Source organism: Hymenobacter lapidiphilus (assembly GCF_003417065.2).
In the GTDB taxonomy this organism is placed as follows: domain Bacteria; phylum Bacteroidota; class Bacteroidia; order Cytophagales; family Hymenobacteraceae; genus Hymenobacter.
This window is the reverse complement of sequence record NZ_QVLT01000011.1, coordinates 26860-45398: the sequence shown is the minus strand read 5'-3', so window position 1 is coordinate 45398 and position 18539 is coordinate 26860. Positions and strand designations below refer to the sequence as shown.

11 protein-coding genes are annotated in these 18539 nt (G+C 63.1%); 7 read left to right on the top strand and 4 right to left on the bottom strand.

All coding sequences use genetic code 11. The annotated features are described in order from the left end of the window. The 6 genes from D0N36_RS08485 (at position 1) to D0N36_RS08460 (ending at position 10016) form a co-directional block, all read left to right on the top strand. Entirely contained in the window at positions 1–663 is a 663-nt protein-coding gene (locus D0N36_RS08485) for an SCO family protein (RefSeq protein ID WP_147320802.1), read from the top strand. Then, a complete protein-coding gene (locus tag D0N36_RS08480) occupies positions 650–1210 on the top strand; it encodes a DUF420 domain-containing protein (protein ID WP_116940970.1) in 561 nt (186 codons plus the stop codon). Before D0N36_RS08485 ends, D0N36_RS08480 begins: the two co-directional genes overlap by 14 nt. Positions 1211–1280: 70 nt before the next feature. Continuing rightward, positions 1281–1559 (top strand): hypothetical protein, encoded by a 279-nt coding sequence (locus D0N36_RS08475; protein WP_199798318.1) that lies wholly within the window; start codon positions 1281–1283, stop codon positions 1557–1559. Next, on the top strand, positions 1549–1968 hold the full coding sequence (locus tag D0N36_RS08470) for a DUF983 domain-containing protein (protein WP_242478849.1): 420 nt from the start codon (positions 1549–1551) through the stop codon (positions 1966–1968). The genes D0N36_RS08475 and D0N36_RS08470 overlap by 11 nt, the downstream gene beginning before the upstream one ends. A 110-nt stretch (positions 1969–2078) precedes the next feature. Beyond that, on the top strand, positions 2079–5831 hold the full coding sequence (locus tag D0N36_RS08465; protein WP_116940968.1) for a sensor histidine kinase: 3753 nt from the start codon (positions 2079–2081) through the stop codon (positions 5829–5831). Positions 5832–6080: 249 nt separating this feature from the next. Continuing rightward, positions 6081–10016 carry a hypothetical protein gene (locus D0N36_RS08460; protein ID WP_116940967.1) on the top strand — a complete coding sequence of 1312 codons (3936 nt, stop codon included), beginning with the start codon at positions 6081–6083 and terminating at the stop codon, positions 10014–10016. A gap of 189 nt (positions 10017–10205) precedes the next feature. Here D0N36_RS08460 and D0N36_RS08455 read toward each other — a convergent pair whose 3' ends face one another. After that, positions 10206–12299, bottom strand: a complete 2094-nt coding sequence (locus D0N36_RS08455; protein WP_116940966.1) for a beta-N-acetylhexosaminidase — start codon at positions 12297–12299, stop codon at positions 10206–10208. 140 nt (positions 12300–12439) lie between these two features. Between D0N36_RS08455 and D0N36_RS08450 the strand changes: the two genes are divergently transcribed. Beyond that, a complete protein-coding gene (locus D0N36_RS08450) occupies positions 12440–14233 on the top strand; it encodes a hypothetical protein (RefSeq protein WP_147320801.1) in 1794 nt (597 codons plus the stop codon). An 80-nt stretch (positions 14234–14313) separates the two neighbouring features. Here D0N36_RS08450 and D0N36_RS08445 read toward each other — a convergent pair whose 3' ends face one another. The 3 genes from D0N36_RS08445 to D0N36_RS08435 form a co-directional block, all read right to left on the bottom strand. Then, on the bottom strand, positions 14314–15666 hold the full coding sequence (locus D0N36_RS08445) for a DUF58 domain-containing protein (RefSeq protein WP_116940964.1): 1353 nt from the start codon (positions 15664–15666) through the stop codon (positions 14314–14316). A 189-nt stretch (positions 15667–15855) separates the two neighbouring features. Then, positions 15856–16749: a MoxR family ATPase gene (locus tag D0N36_RS08440; RefSeq protein ID WP_317191448.1), complete on the bottom strand. Its 894-nt coding sequence runs from the start codon at positions 16747–16749 to the stop codon at positions 15856–15858. 363 nt (positions 16750–17112) lie between these two features. Next, complete coding sequence (locus D0N36_RS08435) at positions 17113–18408, bottom strand: DUF4350 domain-containing protein (RefSeq protein WP_116940963.1); 1296 nt, start codon at positions 18406–18408, stop codon at positions 17113–17115. Between the last annotated feature and the right edge of the window lie 131 nt (positions 18409–18539).

The following is an 18539-nucleotide window of genomic DNA, read 5'->3' as shown; positions in this document are numbered from 1 at the left end:
ATGCGGCCCCAACAAGTATTACTGTTGGGCCTGATGTTGCTGGTTCCGGTCCTGGCTTTTCTGTTTCTGAAAGGCTTCGGTACCAACCGTTACGCGCTGCCGTTTTACCTGCCCGAACGCGTTGACTCAACGCTGGTGGCCGGAAAATGGCAGCGCGATACTGTTTTCCACCAACTTGGGCCGTTCCGGTTGCGCGAGGGTGCCGGCGGGCGCGAGGTAACCGGCGCCGAGCTAAAGGCCCAGAGCCTGTACGTGCTAAGCACAATACCCCCCGGCTGCCCGCCCGAATGCCAGCGCCAGACGGCCCAAATGGTGCGTCTGCAGGAGAAGTACCGGCAGGAGCCCCGGGTGCGGCTGGCCTCAGTGCTTATCAGCCCCGAGTCGGTGGCCGCGGCAGCACGCTACGCTGAGCAGGCAGGAGCCATTGCCGGTAAATGGTTTTTTCTAACTGGAAACGAAAGCACGGTGAGCCGGTTAGTAGAGCAGGAACTCCGGCTTCTGCCTTCCGCTACAACCACCGGTGCCAGCACGTATCCGCTCGTTGTGTTGCTTATAGACCGCGACGGCTACGTGCGCGGCCGCTACAGCGGCGCCAGCGAGCGGGATATGAACCGGCTCATCACTGAAATCAGCGTGTTGCTGTACATCTATGACCACCCCTAATCCGCTTGCCAATCCTGCTGCCGGTGCTGCCAAGTACAAAGTGCTGGCCGCCGTGCTCGGTGCCGTTGTGCCCCTGGCAGTAGCCGTGTTGTACTTCTTCCCCGGCGTATTCGCCATTCCGGGGCTCAATGTGAAAGTCCTGCCCGCCGTAAACGCCGGGCTCAATTCGCTGACTGCGGTATGCCTGATGCTGGGCTACTACTTCATCCGCAACAAGCAGGTAGCCCGGCACCGCGCCATGATGGGGTTGGCCTTTCTGCTGGGCTCGTTGTTTCTGGTGTCGTATGTAACGTATCACTCGCAGGTTACCAGCACCACGTTTGGCGGCCAGGGGCTGATTCGGGGCGTGTATTACTTCATTCTGCTGACGCATATCGTACTGGCCGCCGCTACCGTGGGGCTGGTTCTGTTCACGCTTTATTTCGCCCTCACCGAGCAGTTTCAGAAGCACCGCCGTATTGCCCGCTGGACTTACCCGGTATGGCTGTACGTATCGGTAACGGGAGTTATTGTGTATTTCATGATTTCGCCCTACTACAGTTCCTAGAAAGAGTTGCGGCCGAACCTTTGGGGCCGGTTTCAGGGTTATACGAAGACACGCTTACCATCTCAACGCCATGAAGAAATTTGCTGTAATGGGGCTGCTGGCCCTGCTGGTAACGCTGCTACTGAGCGTGCTGGTCCCAGCGCCCGCCCAGGCGCAGTGTACGCTGTGCAAAACCCAATTAGTATCGGGTGGCAAAGACAAGGATAGCTACGATACAACGGGCCTCAACAAAGGCATTGTGTACCTGATGGCTATTCCATACCTGCTGATTGGCAGTGTGGGCTTTTTCTGGTACCGCCATACAAATCAGCAGAAGAAGAAAAAGAAAGCGGCTCAGAATGGACTCTGAGGCTTATCCTGCCGCGACTGACTCGATGCTGGCAGGCATTGTGCAGCAGCGCTGCCCGCGTTGCCGCCGCGGCCCGCTCTTCACGCACTCGGCGCTCAACTTGGCCCGTTTCACCGAAATGCCGGCTAAGTGCCCGGTGTGCAGTCAGGCCTACGAGCCCGAGCCGGGGTTCTACTGGGGCGCCATGTATATCAGCTTCGGCTTCTCGACGGGCATGATGCTGGTAATCGGCGTGCTGGTGTACCACCTGCTCGGCGACCCCGATACGTGGGTATACGTAACGGCCGTAGCAGTAATGGCCGTGTTGATGACGCCCTTTAACCTGCGCTACTCCCGCACGCTGATGCTCTATCTGTTTGGCGGTGTGGAGTATAATCCGCAGTATTCAGAAACCAGCCAGGTCCGCTAGGGGCGTGGGTACTCTGTGCAAAGCTGTTAAAATATACGCCGCCTTCGGGGGGCGTTTTTTTTGGCCCCAAGGTTGTAGGTTTACAGCACTGCCTTACTTGTGGTATCTGCTTGAAACTTCGTCGTAATCTTCCGCGCTGGCTGCTGCTGCTGGCAACGCTGTGCTTTGTGGGGGCGTACGCGAGCAACCGCTACGGCCAGGACCCCAAGCTGGTACTGCAGGCCTCGGCTACCCGGCTGCAGGAGGTGCTGATGGAAGCCGAGATGACGGGCGAGCGGGAATCGACGGATGTGCTGCAGCGCCTGGCTACGGGCCGGGTGGATTTCCGCAGCCTGACGAGCCACACCACTTACCCGACGTTCGTGTTCCGGGGCGAGCAGCTGCTGTACTGGTCCGACCACGCGGTACGGCCCGACGTGGAGCAGGCCACCCAACGCTACCACGAGCGGCTGCTGGAAACCCGCTTCGGCAAGTTTCTGGTGCTGCGCCACGCCGAGGGTCCGTACGTGTTGCTAACGTACATTCCGCTCGAAATCAGCTACGGCATCAGCAACCGCTACCTGCGCGATGGGAACGGCCAGGGTATTTTCCAGGGCCAGAACGTGCGGCTGTTGGTGGAGAAAACCGACACGGGCCGGCCCCGGGTGGTATCGAACGAGGGCAACTATCTGTTTTCGGTGGAAAGCCTGCAGGCTGATGCCATCACGGGCAAATACCTGCCGCTGGCGCTGCTGCTGCTGGGCGTGGGAGCCTATGTGACGGCCTGGCTGCTGTGGGCGCGCCGCCGGTTTGTCCGGGGCCATGCGCTGGCCGGGGTGCTGCTGGTGCTACTGCCGCTGCTGGCCCTGCGCGCAGTTATGCTGCAGTTAAGTCTGCCGTTTTCGTTACTGGAGTTCCGGCTCTTCGACCCGCGGGTGTATGCGGCCTCCTGGCTTTCTCCTTCGCTGGGCGACCTGCTGCTGAACGCCCTGCTGCTGGCCTTGGCTGCCTGGTACGGGCTGCGCCTGTTTCGGCGCTACGGGGTGCCGCGCCGGGTAGAGCGGCTGCAGCGCTGGCAGCTGCGCATGGCGTTGGGGGCCGGCGTAGTGCTGGGCTTCTATGGGCTGCTGGAGCTGCTCTACGATTTCTATAGCAGCAGCTTCAGCAACTCGCAGCTGCTGCTCGATATCACCCAGGACATTCAGGTGAGTCCGTTTAAGATATTGCTGGGCCTGGCCATTGTGCTGCATACCGGCAGCTATGTGGTGGGTTTTTATCTGTTGGCGCAGGTGTTTGTGCGGGTGGTGCGGCCTTCCACGCGCTATCTGGGGGCGGGGCTGCTGCTGCTCTCGGCCGTCGTGTTTCTGGCGGCTGGCCTGGGCTTGCAGCTGGTGCATATCACGCTGCTGGGATTTACGCTTGCCTTTTTTCTGGGGCTGCGGCTTACGGGGCTGGTAGCGGCCGCCGCCCTGCCGTACCAGCTGTACCTGTTCGTGTTTGTGCTGCTGGCTCTGAGCTCGGCTGTGGGGGCGTTGGCCCTCTACGAGCATTTCAACCGTCAGCTCACGCTCAACAAGCAAAGCCTGGCCACCAATCTGCTAACCGACAATGATTTGCAGGGAGAGTACCTGCTGGTGGAACGGGGTGGTGAAATGGCCCGCGACCCGGTGCTGCGCACGATGCTGGCCAGTCCCTTCATCAACCTCGACCTGATCAAGCAAAAGGTTGTGAAGTATTACCTGCGCGATTACTTCGACAAATACGAGGTGCGGGTGCTGCTGTTTCGGCCCGAAGGGCGGGGAGTAGCCATTGGGGGCAATTTGCAGACCACCCGCGACTATCTGCTGCGCAATGCCAGCCCCACCGACTATCCTAACATCTATCTGGTGCGCGAAGGCAACAGCGCCTTCGATTCGAGACGCTACGTGGCCTTTATTGCCGTGCCCGCCCCCGAGCCCGAGCAGGGCAACAGCACGATTGCGCTGGAACTGACGCTGAAAAAGCTGACTGCCAACAGTGTGGTACCCGAGCTGCTGGTCGACCAGAAGTTCTTTCAGCCCCAGCTGGGCACCGACCTGAGCTACGCGGGCTTCGAGAAAAACCAGTTGGTATATAGTGAAGGCGACTTTGATTACATCAACGAGCTGCTGCCCCGCCTCTTTGAGGATCCGCGCCTGTACTCCACGGGCCTGGTGATGAACGGCTACCACCACCTGGCTGTACGCGGACCCGGTACATCCGACCGGGTGGTTGTGGTAACAACGGCCACGTACTCGTTCACTGGCTGGCTGGCCAATTTCTCGTTTCTGTTTCTGCTCTACAGCTTCTGCTGGCTGCTGCTAATGGGGGCTATACTGCTGGCCCGCGGACGGTACCGCTCCATGCTGCGCACCAATTTCAGTACCAAAATTCAGGTGTTTCTGAACCTGGGAGTGCTGGTGCCGCTGGTAGTGGTGAGTGGCGCCATTGCCGGGCAGGTAACCAGCTCGTACAAGCGCGATTTGCTGCGCTCGTACCTGCGCCGAGGCCAGGCCGTGCAGGAAAACCTGCTGAAAAACCGGGCGCTGCTGGCCGAAGACGCCAACCGGGCCGACCTCGTGGAGCTGGCCGAAAACGTGGCGTCGCTCACCGAAACCGACCTCAACCTCTACGATGCCCGCGGCGAGCTGCTCGTGAGCAGCCAGCCGCTCATTTTCGAGGCCAGCCTGCTAAGCACCCTCATGAACCCGCGGGCCATTACGGAGCTCAGCGAAGATGGTCAGCCCCGCGCCCTGCTCACGGAGCAGGCGGGCACCCTTTCCTTCAATGCGTTGTACCTGCCGTTGCGCTCCAGCGTGGTACAGGATGGCCGTCCCGGGCCGGTACTCGGCTACGTGGGCATTCCATTTTTCGATTCAGAGAAGGACCTCGACAACAAGCTCACCGAGCTGGTGAGCACCGTGCTCAACATCTTCACGTTGATGTTCATTCTGTTTCTGGGGCTGGCCTTTATAGCCTCGCGCCTGCTTACCGAGCCGCTTAAGCTACTCACCGAAAAGCTCCGCCAAACCACGCTCACGGGCCAAAACGAGATGCTGGCCTACGAGTCGGACGACGAAATAGGGCTGCTGGTGCGCGAGTACAATAACATGCTGCTGAAGCTCGATGAGAGCAAGGAGGAACTGGCCATTCAGGAGAAAGAAGCCGCTTGGCGCGAAATGGCCCGGCAGGTAGCCCACGAAATCAAGAACCCGCTCACGCCCATGAAGCTGAGCCTGCAGTTTCTGCAGCGTGCCATCCAGGACCGGCGCCCCAACCTGGAGGAGCTGCTCACCAAAGTGTCGCAAACGCTTATCACCCAGATTGATGTGCTGACTGACATTGCTACCTCGTTCAGCAATTTCACCAACCTACCCGCCATGCGCCCCGAGCGGCTCGATGTGGTACCTATTCTGCGTCGCTGCGTGCATCTGCACCAGAGCCGGCCCGGCGGCGGCGGCATCCGCCTGACGCTGCCGCCCGAAACGGCCCCCGACCAGTACGTGGTGTTTGCCGACGAAAGCCTGCTGGTGCGGACGTTTAATAACCTAATTATAAATGCGTTGCAGGCGGTGCCGGAGGAGCGCACCCCCGAGGTAGTGGCCATACTGGAGCCCTTGGGCGACGAGCCGGGCCAGGGGCGGGTGCGCATCTGCATTGCCGATAACGGTACTGGTATTCCGGCCGAGGTGCAGTCCCAGATGTTTGTGCCCAACTTCACGACCAAGGAAACCGGCTCGGGTATCGGGCTGGCCGTGGTGCGGCGCGGCATCGAAAGTGCCGGCGGCCACATCTGGTTTGAAACCGAAGAGGGCGTAGGCACGCGGTTTTATATTGAACTGCCGCTGGCAGGGGGAGGGTTCTAAGCTGAATTATCGGTGCAGTAGCCGTCGTTTGGGGCTACTCACAGGGCCTGGACTTATTTATGATGCTCCGCCAACAACTGCTTAGCCCGCTGCGGGTGCTCGCGAAAACCGGTTGCTGGGGCCGCAGGCCTGGGGTAAAAGCCGAAGTTGGATAACGCCGGCAGAAGGGTGAATTTTACGGGAGCCGACAGACGTTGGGCTTGCGTCGGGCGTTAACCCGAAAACTCCGGTACGACGGTTTCTGGATGAATGATTTTTAGCCTCTCACTTTTACAGTTCACCCAAAACCCGCGCTTCTGGGCGAGGCTGGCGGGGCTATGGCTACTGCTGTGGCTGCTGCCAGCCGCGGCGCGGGCCCAGCAACGGCCCGCACCCGCCGCCGCCGACGCGCCACCCAGCACCCGTCGCTGCGTGTGGGTGCGGCTGGCAGCGGGGCAGGATACTACGCTTTTCGCCCTCAAGGATACGCTGACGGTAGTGCCGGCCTCGGTGAGCCTGAACGGCCGCTCGGTGGCCTACGACCCTGCCACCGACCAGTACCGCTACGTGCGGCCCTCGTCGCGCTTCCCCAGCCCCGAGCCCGGCCAGCCCGATATTGTGCTGCCGCCTGCCGGGCCCGACTCGGTGCGCGTGTGCTACCGGGTGCTGCCGTTGCGGCTGGCCGAACCCCGCTTCCTGCGGCCCCGCAGCCTGCTCGATACGCTGCAGTTCTGGCAACGGCCCACGTTCGGGACCCAGGATTTCTCGGTGAAGGAGCAGATCCTGAGCACCCCGGGCATCAACAAAACCGGCAACCTGTCGCGGGGCGTCTCGTTTGGCAATGCCCAGAACGTGTTCGTCAACTCCTCGCTCAACCTGCAGCTGGAGGGCAAGCTGACGGATAACATTGACCTGACGGCGGCCATATCCGACCAGAACGTGCCCTTCCAGCCCGAGGGCAACACCCAGCAACTGCAGGAATTCGACCGGATATACATCACCCTGACCAACCCGCGCTGGAGCCTGACGGCCGGCGACGTAGTGCTGCGCAACAAGCCCGACTACTTCCTGCGCTACTATAAAAACATCCAGGGCGGGGCCGGGGAGGTGAACTTTGGCCAGCTGCCGACGGGTGGCTTTGGCGGCGGGGCCGGAGCGGGCATCAGCAATCAGCAGCTTTTCCAGTATCCCAACGCGGCGGGCGGCAGCACCGGCACCTTCATCACCAGCCCGCCCACCATTGCCCCGGCGGCTGGCTCGGGCCAGCAGCAGCCCGGCATTCCCACCGTCGCCGACCCCTATGCGCCGTCGGGCAGCTCCGGCGGCGTGCTGACGCCCAACGGTATCGGGCCCAACACCAGCCAGAGCGTAACGACCCGCCGGGCCGGTGGGGTGCGGCAGCCGCTGCTGTCGGTGGCGAAAGGGGAGGCGTTTGCCACGACCTCGGTGGCAGCGGGCGGGGCCAAGGGCAAGTTTGCCAGCATTGATATTGCGCCGCTCGAAAACGTGCAGGGCCCGTACCGGCTGCGCGGGCCCAATGGCGAGCAGTTCATTATCGTGCTGGCCAACTCCGAGCGCGTGTATTTGGATGGCCGGCTGCTGGTGCGGGGGTTCGATGCCGACTACATCATCGACTACAACCAGGCCGAGCTAACGTTTTCGCCCCGCCACCTCATCACCAGCAACACCCGCATCAAGGTCGACTACGAGTATTCCGACTTCAACTACGCCCGCTCGCTGGTGCAGGCCAGCCACTACCAGCAGCTGGGCCGGTTGCAGGTGCACGCCAATTTCTACCGCGAAGCCGACAACCCCGACAACTCGCCCAACCTCACGCTGAACGACGGCCAGAAGGCGCTGCTACGCCGCAGCGGCAACGTGAGCCGCGTAACGGCCCCCGGCGATACGCTCGTGCCCTACAACCGGCGCCAGATTCAGTACCGCCGCGAAACCCGGCCCGACCCCGCCACCGGGCAGCTGACCAACGCTTTCGTGTACCCGCCGCTCGATACGCTGAGTCTGGTGTATAATGTGCAGTTCACCAACCTGGGGCCCGGCCGGGGCTCCTACAACCTGGGCACCACGCCCGGCGAGGCCAACGCCAACGGCCGCGTGTACACCTTCGTGGGCACCAACCGCGGCAGCTACGAGCCGGTGCGGGTGCTGCCCACGCCGCTCAAAAAGCAGCTGATAACGGTGGGCACCAGCTACGCCCTCGACTCGACGGCCACCGTGTTCGTGGATCTGGCCTCCTCGGAGCTGGAGCTGAACCGATTTGCCAGCGACGGAGCCACCGGCCAAGCCATGCGGGTGGGCTATGTGGTGCAGGACCGCCCCGTGAACCTGCCCGGGCTGGCGGGCTACCGGCTGCGCAGCAACGTCGATTACGAGTATACCAGCCGCCGTTTCACGCCCATCGACCGGTACCGCGACATCGAGTTTGACCGCAACTGGAGCACTGGCAACACGCTCATCGGCAACAACCAGACGCCCCGTGAGGAGAATATTTTCAATGCCGGAGTAGGGCTGATAAAAGACGCCGACAATGCCCTGGGCTACCGCCTGAGCCGCCGCTACCGGGCCGGTGAGGTGAGTGGAGTGCAGCACTGGCTCGATGCGGCCCACCAGTTTGGCCGGGTGCGGGTGCGGGGCAATCTGTTTCTGCTGAACTCGGAGGCCGGCCGGCGCGAGTCGCGCTGGGCGCGGGGCGAGGCGGGTGCCCGCTACGTGGGCGGGGCCCTGGAGCCGGGCTACGCCTACCGCTTCGACAAAAACCGAGTGGCCCGCGCCGATGGCGATTCGCTCACGTCGGCCAACTACTACGACGAGCACGCCCTGTTCGTGCAGAGCCGCGACACGGCCCGCCTGCGGTTTCGGGCCGATTACAGCTTCCGCCGCGACCAGACGCCCAACGCCGAGCAAACTGAGTTGCGCGAGCGGGGCCGGGCCCACACCTGGCAGGGCACGCTCAACTCGCACCTGAGCGCCACCCAGGACCTGAATATTCTGGCTACCTACCGCGACCTGAGCGCCCGTGACACTGTTGGCCAGACCCAGCCCGGCGCGTCCGCCCCCGGCTTCGTGCGCGACCGCACGGTGCTTGGCAAGCTCGACTGGAACGCCAGCTTCTGGCAGAACACGGTGCGCTCGGAGCTGAGCTACGCCGTGGCCACCGGCCGCGAATTGCGCCGCGACTTCGCCTATCTGGCCGTGCCCAACGGCCAGGGCACCCACTTCTGGAACGACCTGAACGCGGACGGGCTCCAGCAGAAAAACGAGTTTTTCGAGGCTCAGACGCCCGACGCGCAGTTCCGCACCTACATCAAAATATTTCTGCCCACCGACGACTACCTGCCCGCCTTCACCAACCGCTTCAGCTACCGCCTCACGCTCTCGGCCCCGCGCGAGTGGCGCGACGCGGCCGGCTGGCGGCAGCTGCTGGGCCGCTTCAGCACCCTGACCACCGTCACGCTGGACCGCAAGAGCACCGAAAATACGCTCAACGCCCGCCTCAATCCCTTCGCCTTCCAAACGGCCGACTCGTTGCTGCTAAGCCTGAACAAGCTGCTGCGCAACACGCTCTATTTCAATCGCTCCAACCCCATCTTCGGGGCCGAGTTCACGGTGCAGCAAACCCAGCAGAAGGTGCTGCTGACCCAGGGCTTCGATACGCGCAACCTGGCCAGCCAGAACCTGCTGCTGCGCCGCACGCTGGCCCAGTCGTTTACGGGCCGGCTCAACGGCACCCGCAGCATCCGCGAAAATCAGTCGGACTACTTGGAAAACCGCAATTTCCGGGTCGAGCAGTATGAGGTATCGCCCGAAATCAGCTACCAGCCTTCCACGGTCTGGCGCTTCACCACCACCTACCTGTTCACCACCAAGCGCAACCTCGCCGGCTCCGACCTGGGTACAAAAGGCACCTTCCACGAACTGGGCCTCGAAACCCGCATCAGCCAGGTGGGCAAGCGCACCGTGTCGGCCACCGGGCGCTACGTAGGCGTGGGCTTTGCGGGCAACCAACTCAGCCTCGTAGGCCTGGAAATCCTCAACGCCCTGCGCCCCGGCACCAACTTCACCTGGAACCTGAACCTGGAGCAGCGCCTGAGCAACGGCCTCAACATCACGCTGGCCTACGACGGCCGCAAGCCCCAGGGCCTGAGCGCCATCCACACCGGCCGCATGCAGGTGGCGGTGCTGTTTTAGGATGTAAAATGTTTCATCCTGAGTATTTTATACTTATAGAATGACCGATTGCGGAGGGCGATGTAGGGGCGGGGCTTGTCCCCGCCCGCCGTTGAACGATTCGGCAACGGGCCGTTGCGCAAACCAAGCGGCGGGCGGGGGCAAGCCCCGCCCCTACACCGCCCTCCGCAAGCTCAGTATGACAGGCGCCTACTTCAGCTCCACCAGCCGCCGGATAGCCGGCAGCACCGCCAGTTCTGTCTGGCCGGCCGGTTTGTTCAGCGCATCGAGCTGCTTGAGGGCGGCGGCCTGCCACTCGGCCTCGGGTTTCTGCTGCTTTTCCAGCAGCGCCAGCCGCTCCAGGCCCAGGGCGGCGGCGGCGCTCAGGGCGGCCGATAGCGGGGCATACTCGGTTAGGGTGGGGGAGGAGCCCAAGCGCGGAATCAGCTTGGAGTGGTTGGCCTGCCAGGTTTGCAGCTGCTGGCGCATAGCCACGGCATTGCGGCGAGTTGCTATCATGGTAAATACCGACCCGCGGTCAGCAAGCGCCCCGGTCGCTCCCATCAGCGAATCGACCCGACAGTTGAAGTCGCGGGCCACGTCCGATTCGGCGGGAGCGGCATCGACAAGGCGGTTTAGGGGCGTGCTGGGCGTGTAGGTGAATCCCTGGAAATGGCGCTTGTACTCCTTCACCGGCTCCAATACCTGGGCCAGCGTGCGCAGCGGGCCCACGTCGGTGGGGCCGGCCAGCTGCCGCAGCAGCTGCTCGGGGGCGCGGCGATGCTGCAGGCCCAGCCCCTCCAGCTGCCGCGACACGGTGGCCAGGCGGCGGTACATATCCGGCGTGCTGGTTACCTCGCGGGCCGACCACAACCGCTCGGCCACGGCCGCGGCGCGGGGCCAGATGCGCGAATCGACGATTACGCTGTCGGCAAACTCGCTCCACATTGTGGCTTCGCCGCCCATAATAAGGCGCTGCTGGGCCACGCTGAGCGGGTTATCGACGGGCAGCGGGTCGGTGCCGTAGGCGTTGGCGGCCGACAGGTAGAGGTCGAGGTAGTAGCCGTTGGAGAGAATAGCCCGGTTGCCGGCCTTGGCCGCATCGTAGAGGCCTTTTTTGCCGCGCCAGCTCTGGATTACGGCATTTTTGGGCAGGCCAGGGCCTAAAATTTCGTCCCAGCCCACCATCTGCTTATTGTACTTGGTGAGGATGGTGAGCACCCGGCGGTTGAAGTAGGTTTGGAGCGCGTGCTTGTCGAGGGTTTTGCCATCGGGCTTGAGCATCTTTTTCGCCTTGGCAAAAGCCATAATGTGCGGGTTGCCGCGCCACTGGCGCCCGTCGTTTTCGTCGCCCCCGATGTGGAAGTAAGGGTCGGAAAACAGGGCCGTCATCTCGCCAAACAGCGTGTCGAGCAACTTATAGGTGGTTTCCTTGGTGGGGTCAAAGGCTACGTTGGCGAGGCGCCAGCTCTGGTACACGGTTTTGTAGAGCGTGTCGCCGGAGGCCAGTTGCGGGTAAGCGGCCTGCCACGCAATGGTGTGGCCGGGCACGTCGAACTCGGGCAGCACCCGGATGCCGCGGGCAGCGGCGTAGCGCAGCACCTCGCGCACCTGCGCCTGGGTGTAGTACTGCCCGCTTACTTCGTGCAGGCGGGGTAGCGTCTTGCTCTCCACCCGAAAACCCTGGTCGTCGGAAAGGTGCCAGTGCAGTACATTGAGCTTCACGGCCGCCATGGCGTCGAGGTTGCGCTTGATAACGGCCACGGGCATAAAGTGCCGAGCCACATCAATCAGCAGCCCCCGCCAGGCAAAGCGCGGCTGGTCTTGGATATCCACTTCAGGCAGCACCATGTTGCGGCCTTCCCGCTGCGGCAGTTGTTCCAGCGTGGCTAAAGCGTGCAGTACGCCCAGGGTGGTGGGGGCATCAATCGTGATGCCGGTGGGCGTTACGCGCAAGCTGTAGCGCTCCTCATCAAACTGTTCGGGCCGGCCCACTTTGCCGTAGTTAATCTGCAATGGCAGTGTAGTGGCCGACTGGTTCTTGATTGGTGCGGTCAGCCCTAATCGAGCCAGTGTTCGGGTTACGGCCGCGGATGTGGCCGAATCGGGCGGCCCTTGGAACTGCGGCCGTAGCGTCGTTCTGGGCTTCAGCGTGGCTGTGCCCCAGCGCACCGTAGTAGGCACCGGCAGCAGACTGCGGGTGTCGGCGGTAGGCTGGGCTGGCTGGGCCAGTGCGGTAGAGGCCATCAGCAGCACTAAAACCAAGGCGGACAACTGGCGGGGCAGAGCAGAAAGAAGACGCATACGTAGCACTATAAGCAGCAATGGGTGGGTGGCAAGGTACGCACGAGCGTGCGACAGCCGGATGCCCGCGCGCAGGACCCGGCCGCCGGCAAGTTCGAAACTACCCGGAGCAATCCGTTTCCTGGCCGTACTTTCAGGCCATGAAATCTGCTTCTTGGTGGGCTTGGATTATGTGCGCAGCCCTGATACTGGGCGTGGCCTGGTGGTACTACCCGCCGCCCCAGCCGAACAAGTCGCGGGTGCTGCAGTGGGACGCGGCGGGTTACTACCTCTACCTGCCGGCCATTTTCGTGCACCACGACCTGCGCGACCTGAAGTTCCGCCACCAACTCGTGCGCGATTATGCTCCCTCTGGGTCGGGCTTCGACTCGGCCTTCCCGCACCCTAGCAGGCATATGGTTATGAAGTACCCCGCCGGCCTGGCCGTGCAGGAGCTGCCGTTTTTCCTGGTGGCCCACATCCTGGCCAGTCCCCTGGGCTATGCGTCCGACGGCTATTCGGAGCCCTACCAACTCGCCATGAAGCTGGCGAGCCTGCTGGTAGCCGTGCTGAGCCTGTGGCTGGTGCGCCGGGCGCTGCTGCCCCGCTTCGGGGAGTGGGCCACGGCCGGTACGCTCCTTATTATAGTATTGGGTACCAACTACCTCAACTATAGCGCCGGCCAGGGCTCCCTCACCCACAACTGGTTGTTTGGCTGGTACGCGGCCCTGCTGCTGCTCACGCCCGCCTACTACGCCCGCCCCACAGCCGGCCGCGCCGCCGCCATCGGGGCCATTGTGGGCCTGATGACGCTCACCCGGCCCACCGAGTTGCTGGCCGTGCTGCTGCCGCTACTGTGGGGGCTGCGCTGGTCGCGGGCCGGCCTGCGCACGCAGCTGGCCTTTTGGCAGCAACACGCCGGCCACCTGCTGCTGGCGGCCGGACTTGGCGCGGTGGTGCTCAGCATTCAGCCCCTCTACTGGTATTACGCCAGCGGCGAGTGGATCGTGTATAGCTACCAGGAACAGGGCTTTAGCTGGCTGAAACCGCACCTTTGGGAAGGTATTTTCAGCTTCCGTAGTGGCTGGCTCATGTATTCGCCGCTGCTGCTCACGGCCCTGGTGGGCTTCGGGCCGTTGCGCCGCCAGCAGCCCGCGGCTTTCTGGCCCATGCTTATTTTCGTGGTGCTGTTTATCTATGTGGCTTTTGCCTGGGATGAGTGGACTTACGGCGGCGGTCTGGGCCAGCGGGCAATGGTGCAAACCTACGCGGTGCTGGCCTGGCCGCTGGCCGCTGCCTTGCGCTGGCTGCTGGCGCGCCCGGTATGGGCCGCTGCCTACGGCGTACTGGCCGTGCTGGGCTGCGCCTACGGCTTCTGGCTCACCCAAATGGCCTTGCCCGGCGGCCTGCTGGCGGCCGGCGACATGACGCGCACCTACCTCTGGCGCATCTTGTTCCGCTACCAGGTGCCGCCCGAAACCCAGCTGTTACTCGACAGCAATTCCGAATTTACCGGCACGCCCCGTAACCTGCGCGTGCTCTGGCAGCAGAGTTTTGAGCAGCAGCCCGCCGCTACCTGCGGCGCGCCGGCCCTGGCGGGCAACTGTTCGTTGCGGCTGAATGCCAACCACCCGACGAGCACCGAATACCGCATCCCCGCCCGCCCCGGCACGTTCACTTGGCTCCGGGCTTCGGCCCTGGCGGGGGCAACGGGCCGCGAGTGGGATGTGGGCCGCATGACGCAGTACGTGGTGCGGTTCTGGGACGGCCCCACTATTGTGAAGGAGCGTACCGTGCGCCTGCAACGCGCCCTGGAACCCAACTGGCCCCGCACCCTCAGCTTCACCATCCGCCCCCCGCGGCAGCCGTTCGACCACGTATCCATCGTCTTTCTCTACTACGGTACCACCACCAACCTATTGCTGGACAACGCCCAGCTGGAAGCGTTCGACTGAATCACAGCTGGTGCAGAGGCCGCCACCGATACCACAGATTCGTTTTGCGGTATCGGGGGCGCCTCTGCACCAGCTGTGATTTATATGAGGCCCCGGGCTTTGAATTCGAGGTATTTATTGATGGTGTTGGCCGTCAGGTTTTGGGGGGCGGTGAGCAGGGAATGGATGCCGTACTGGTTCAGTTCGCGCACAATCTGGCGCTTTTCCTGAGCGAATTTCTCGGCGACGGTCTGGTTGTACACTTCCTGGGTAGTGGTGGCGGGGGCGTTCAGGTAGGCGTTCAGCTCGGTGTTTTCGAAGAACACGACCAGCAGCAGATGGCTCTTGGCCAGCCGGCGCAGGTAGGGCAACTGGCGCTGCATGCCGTAGAGCGTTTCGAAATTGGTGAACAGAATCAGCAGGCTGCGCTGGCGGATTTGGTGGCGCACCGTGAGGTAGAGCCGCTCGTAGTCGGTTTCGAGGTACTTGGTTTTCTGCCGATACAGCACCTCCAGCAGCTTGCGCAACTGCCCGCTGCGGCGGTCGGCGGGCACCATCGCGCCGGGCTGGTGCGAGAAGGTGATGAGCCCGGCCTTGTCGTGCTTGAGCAGGGCAATGTTGCTGACGACCAGCGTGGCGTTGATGGCGTAGTCGAGCAAACTCAGGCCCTCGAAGGGCATGCGCATCACCCGGCCCTTGTCAATGAGGCAATACACCTGCTGGGCGCGCTCGTCCTGGTAGTGGTTCACGGCCAGCGCGTCGGTGGCTTCGGGGGTGGTGGCGCGGCGGGCCGTGGCTTTCCAGTTGATGCGGCGCGGGTCGTCGCCGGGCACGTAGGGCCGAATCTGGTCGAATTCCAGGCTCTGGCCCACCCGCCGGATGCGCTTCACGCCCACTTCCGTCAGGCGGTTGCTGGCGGCCAGCAGCTCGTACTGCCGCATCTGCAGAAACGACGGATACACCGGCACCATGCGGTTTTCATCGAACCGGAACCGTCGTCGCACCAGCCCCAGCGGCGAGGTAGCGTACACGTTCAGGGCCCCGAACTCGTACTCGCCCCGCCGGGTAGGCCGCAGCTGGTAGCGAATCACGCTCGTTTCGCCCGGCTGCACCAGCGCCCGAAACAGCACGTCGCGGCGCTGAAACTGATGCGGCACCTCGTCGATGGTTTGTGTCTGCAGCGGAAAGCGGTACCGGTTTTCGAGGTAAACGGCCACGTCGTTGTCGGAGCCGTTGGCCAACTTGTCGCCCAGCACCCGCCGCCCGAACACGCCCCCGCCGGTACCATACAGCAGCGCCGCATCCAGCAAAGTCAGCAGCGCCAGCAGGCCCAGCAGCAGCTGCAGCGGCACCAGCCAGCCCGGCAGGAAAAAGGCCACGGTCAGCCCGACTACCAGCGCCGTAAGGGCCAGGAAGAAGCGGCGAGTAAGGAAAAAGCTACGCAGAAACTGCATCAGTAATACCAGAGCTAAAAGCTAGTTCCCCTCCTCAGCTGAAGGGGGATTAGGGGTGGTTGACTCGTTGCACGGAACAGCAGTAATTCGTTCGCCGGGCCGTACAACGAGCCAACCTCCCCAGCGGCGGTTGAGCCGCCGCGCGCCCTCCTCGGCTGAGGAGGGGAGTGTCGTTTATTCCCTTGGTACTTACCGAGGCACCTCAATCTGCTGCAGAATCTGCTTCACTACGTCGTCCGGGGTGCCGCCTTCCATCTCGCGCTCGGGCGTGAGCTGGATGCGGTGGCGCAGCACCACCGGGGCCAGGTACTGGATGTCTTCGGGTGTGATGAAGTCGCGGCCCCGGAGGGCAGCCAGGGCTTTGGAGCCATTGAGCAAAGCCAGCGAAGCGCGGGGCGAAGCACCCAGATACAGGCCTTTGTGGGCGCGCGTCTGGCCCACGAGCCGGGCAATGTACTCCAGCAGCTTGGGCTCGACGTGCTGGCGGCTTACCTGCTCGCGCAGCTGCCGCAAATCGTCGGCCGACACCACGGGCTGCACTGCCTCCAGCGGGGTACCGCCAAACCCGGCGTGGTGGCCCTGCAGAATAGCCACTTCCTCCTCCATAGTCGGGTAGCCCACGCTCAGCTTAAACAGAAACCGGTCGAGCTGGGCCTCGGGCAGGCGGTAGGTGCCTTCCTGCTCGATGGGATTCTGGGTGGCCAGCACCACGAAGGGGGTGGGCATGGCGTAGCGGACGCCGTCTTGGGTTATCTGCCGCTCCTCCATCACCTCAAATAGCGCCGACTGCGTTTTGGCCGGGGCGCGGTTGATTTCGTCAATCAGCACTACGCTGGCGAAAATAGGGCCGGGCCGAAACTCAAACTCGCCCTTCTGAGGACGGAAAACGGAGGTGCCCAGCACGTCGGAGGGCATCAGGTCGGGCGTGAACTGCAGGCGGCTGAACGGGACGCTGAGGGTGCGAGCCAACAGTTTGGCAGTAAGGGTTTTAGCCACACCGGGCACACCTTCGAGCAGCACATGGCCGTCGGCGAGCAGGGCCGTGAGCAGCAGCTCGGCCAGGTCGCGCTGCCCCACAATCACTTTGCCTAGCTCGCCCCGAATAGCGTCGGCGTGGCGGCTCAGGGAGCTCAGGTCGGTTCGTGGGGCAAAGGCGGCCGGAGCCTCAGTGCCTGCCGCTGCATCAGCAGCCGCGTCGCTGCCAGCAGTTGGCTCACTAGAAGCAGAAGCCGGTCTGCTGGAGGGTGGCATGGGGGAGGGCAGATGCTCGGCAGAATCTATGTTCAGGTTATTCTCCATATTGGGGCTTGATTTGCAAAGAGAAGACGGTATAGTCTTAATAGGTTTTACAAAATGTTATTAATAAATAGCTAATGAGGTGCTTTGAAACAAGTTATTAGAATAGTCATAAATAAGAAAAAGTCAATTTAGGTTGATAGTGCAATTTCACGCGGCTTGCTGGCGGAAGCGGCTGATGGCCTGATTCAGCGCCAGCAATTCCTCATCCGAAACCTGGCGCGCAGTGAGGGTGCGGTTCATGCGGCGCACCAGCTCATCGAGCTCCGGGCGCGGCACGCCGGCTTTCTGGGCCAGTCGTTCGCGGGTCGGCTCGTCGGTCAGGTCGAGGCCGGATTCATGGTATCGAGTGCGCAGGAAGTCTTGGAACAGCCCGATTTTCTTTTCGGCAATCAGCGCGTGGTTGCTGCCCTGCCGGTAGAGGCTGGCCACGGTACTCGTAAACAGCAGCGTGGTGTTAGGCAGCGGCCTGATGATGGGGATGATGCGCTGCCGCCGCCGGGCCTCAAACAGCACGAACAGCACCAGTCCCGCCAGCCCCGTCCAGAGGGCCCAGCGCAGCGGCTCGTGCGCCGCCAGCACCCGCAGCAACGACTGTTCGCCCAGCGGCCCCTGCTTCTGGTACTCATCCCAGAAAACCGGCTGGCTCGCCGGCAGCCCCGATAACGCCGCAAAAGCAAAGCCCGCCGTGGCCGGCCGCAGCAGCCGCAGGTTGCTGAACGCGGCCGGCGTCGAACTCAGCAGTATTTCGCCCTGGCCCACCGGCACGCGCACCAGCACCGGCCGGCGACGGGCATCGTGGGCCAGCACCGTGGCCCGGCTGCCCGCCGTAGCCCGGAAGAAATACGCCACCTCAGCGGCCGGAAACGGGTAGCTTTTGGCGGCCCCGGCCGGCGGGTTTACCAGCGTGAGGGTGGTGGTACGGGCGCGGGCGCCGCTACCAGCCGGCAGCCCGCCACGCCGCAGCCGCCGCAGAAGCAGCAGGCTATCCAACTCCAGCACCGGGCGTAGCTCCAGGCGCAGCGAATCGAGCAGCGCGCCGCTGATATTCTCGCCCGTAATGAGCACATGGCTGCCCCGGGCTACGTAGCGCAGCAGCGCGTCCCGGTCGAGCGGCGAGCAGAAGAAGCCGTCGTTGATGAACAGGTAGCTGGCCCGGCCGGGGCGCAGGGCGGGCGCGGTGCTGCTAACGGTGGTATCGGTGTTCACATCGGCCCCCAGGCCGGGCAGCAGCTGGTTGGCAATGGGCAGGCGCACCGTGCTGATGGGCTGGCCCGGAAACAGGGCCGGCAGCTGGTCGTAGAGCGCGTAGGTGCCGTAAGGGATTTTGTCGCGGTTGATGAACGTGGGAGTCCAGTTGGTGGGCTGGGGCCGGAAGTACTCCACCGCCACAAACGCTACGAACAGCGCCACCAAACCCAGCAGTAAAGCACGAAAACGAGTCATTTTGTTGATCTATTAGCTGACAGCGGCTAGCTGTCAGCTTTTGTTCGGTAGGATTGGGTCAAGCAAGGTAACCAAGAAGAGAATAGCGGTTTGGGCATAGAAATCAGGATGGTTCGGGGGCGGAAAAAGAC

Coding starts and splice junctions, on each gene's coding strand:
- D0N36_RS08455 (WP_116940966.1), bottom strand. CDS start 12,299: ATGCGTCTTCTTTCTGCTCTGCCCCGCCAGTTGTCCGCCTTGGTTTTA.
- D0N36_RS08450 (WP_147320801.1), top strand. CDS start 12,440: ATGAAATCTGCTTCTTGGTGGGCTTGGATTATGTGCGCAGCCCTGATA.
- D0N36_RS08485 (WP_147320802.1), top strand. CDS start 1: ATGCGGCCCCAACAAGTATTACTGTTGGGCCTGATGTTGCTGGTTCCG.
- D0N36_RS08475 (WP_199798318.1), top strand. CDS start 1,281: ATGAAGAAATTTGCTGTAATGGGGCTGCTGGCCCTGCTGGTAACGCTG.
- D0N36_RS08445 (WP_116940964.1), bottom strand. CDS start 15,666: ATGCAGTTTCTGCGTAGCTTTTTCCTTACTCGCCGCTTCTTCCTGGCC.
- D0N36_RS08435 (WP_116940963.1), bottom strand. CDS start 18,408: ATGACTCGTTTTCGTGCTTTACTGCTGGGTTTGGTGGCGCTGTTCGTA.
- D0N36_RS08460 (WP_116940967.1), top strand. CDS start 6,081: ATGATTTTTAGCCTCTCACTTTTACAGTTCACCCAAAACCCGCGCTTC.
- D0N36_RS08480 (WP_116940970.1), top strand. CDS start 650: ATGACCACCCCTAATCCGCTTGCCAATCCTGCTGCCGGTGCTGCCAAG.
- D0N36_RS08470 (WP_242478849.1), top strand. CDS start 1,549: ATGGACTCTGAGGCTTATCCTGCCGCGACTGACTCGATGCTGGCAGGC.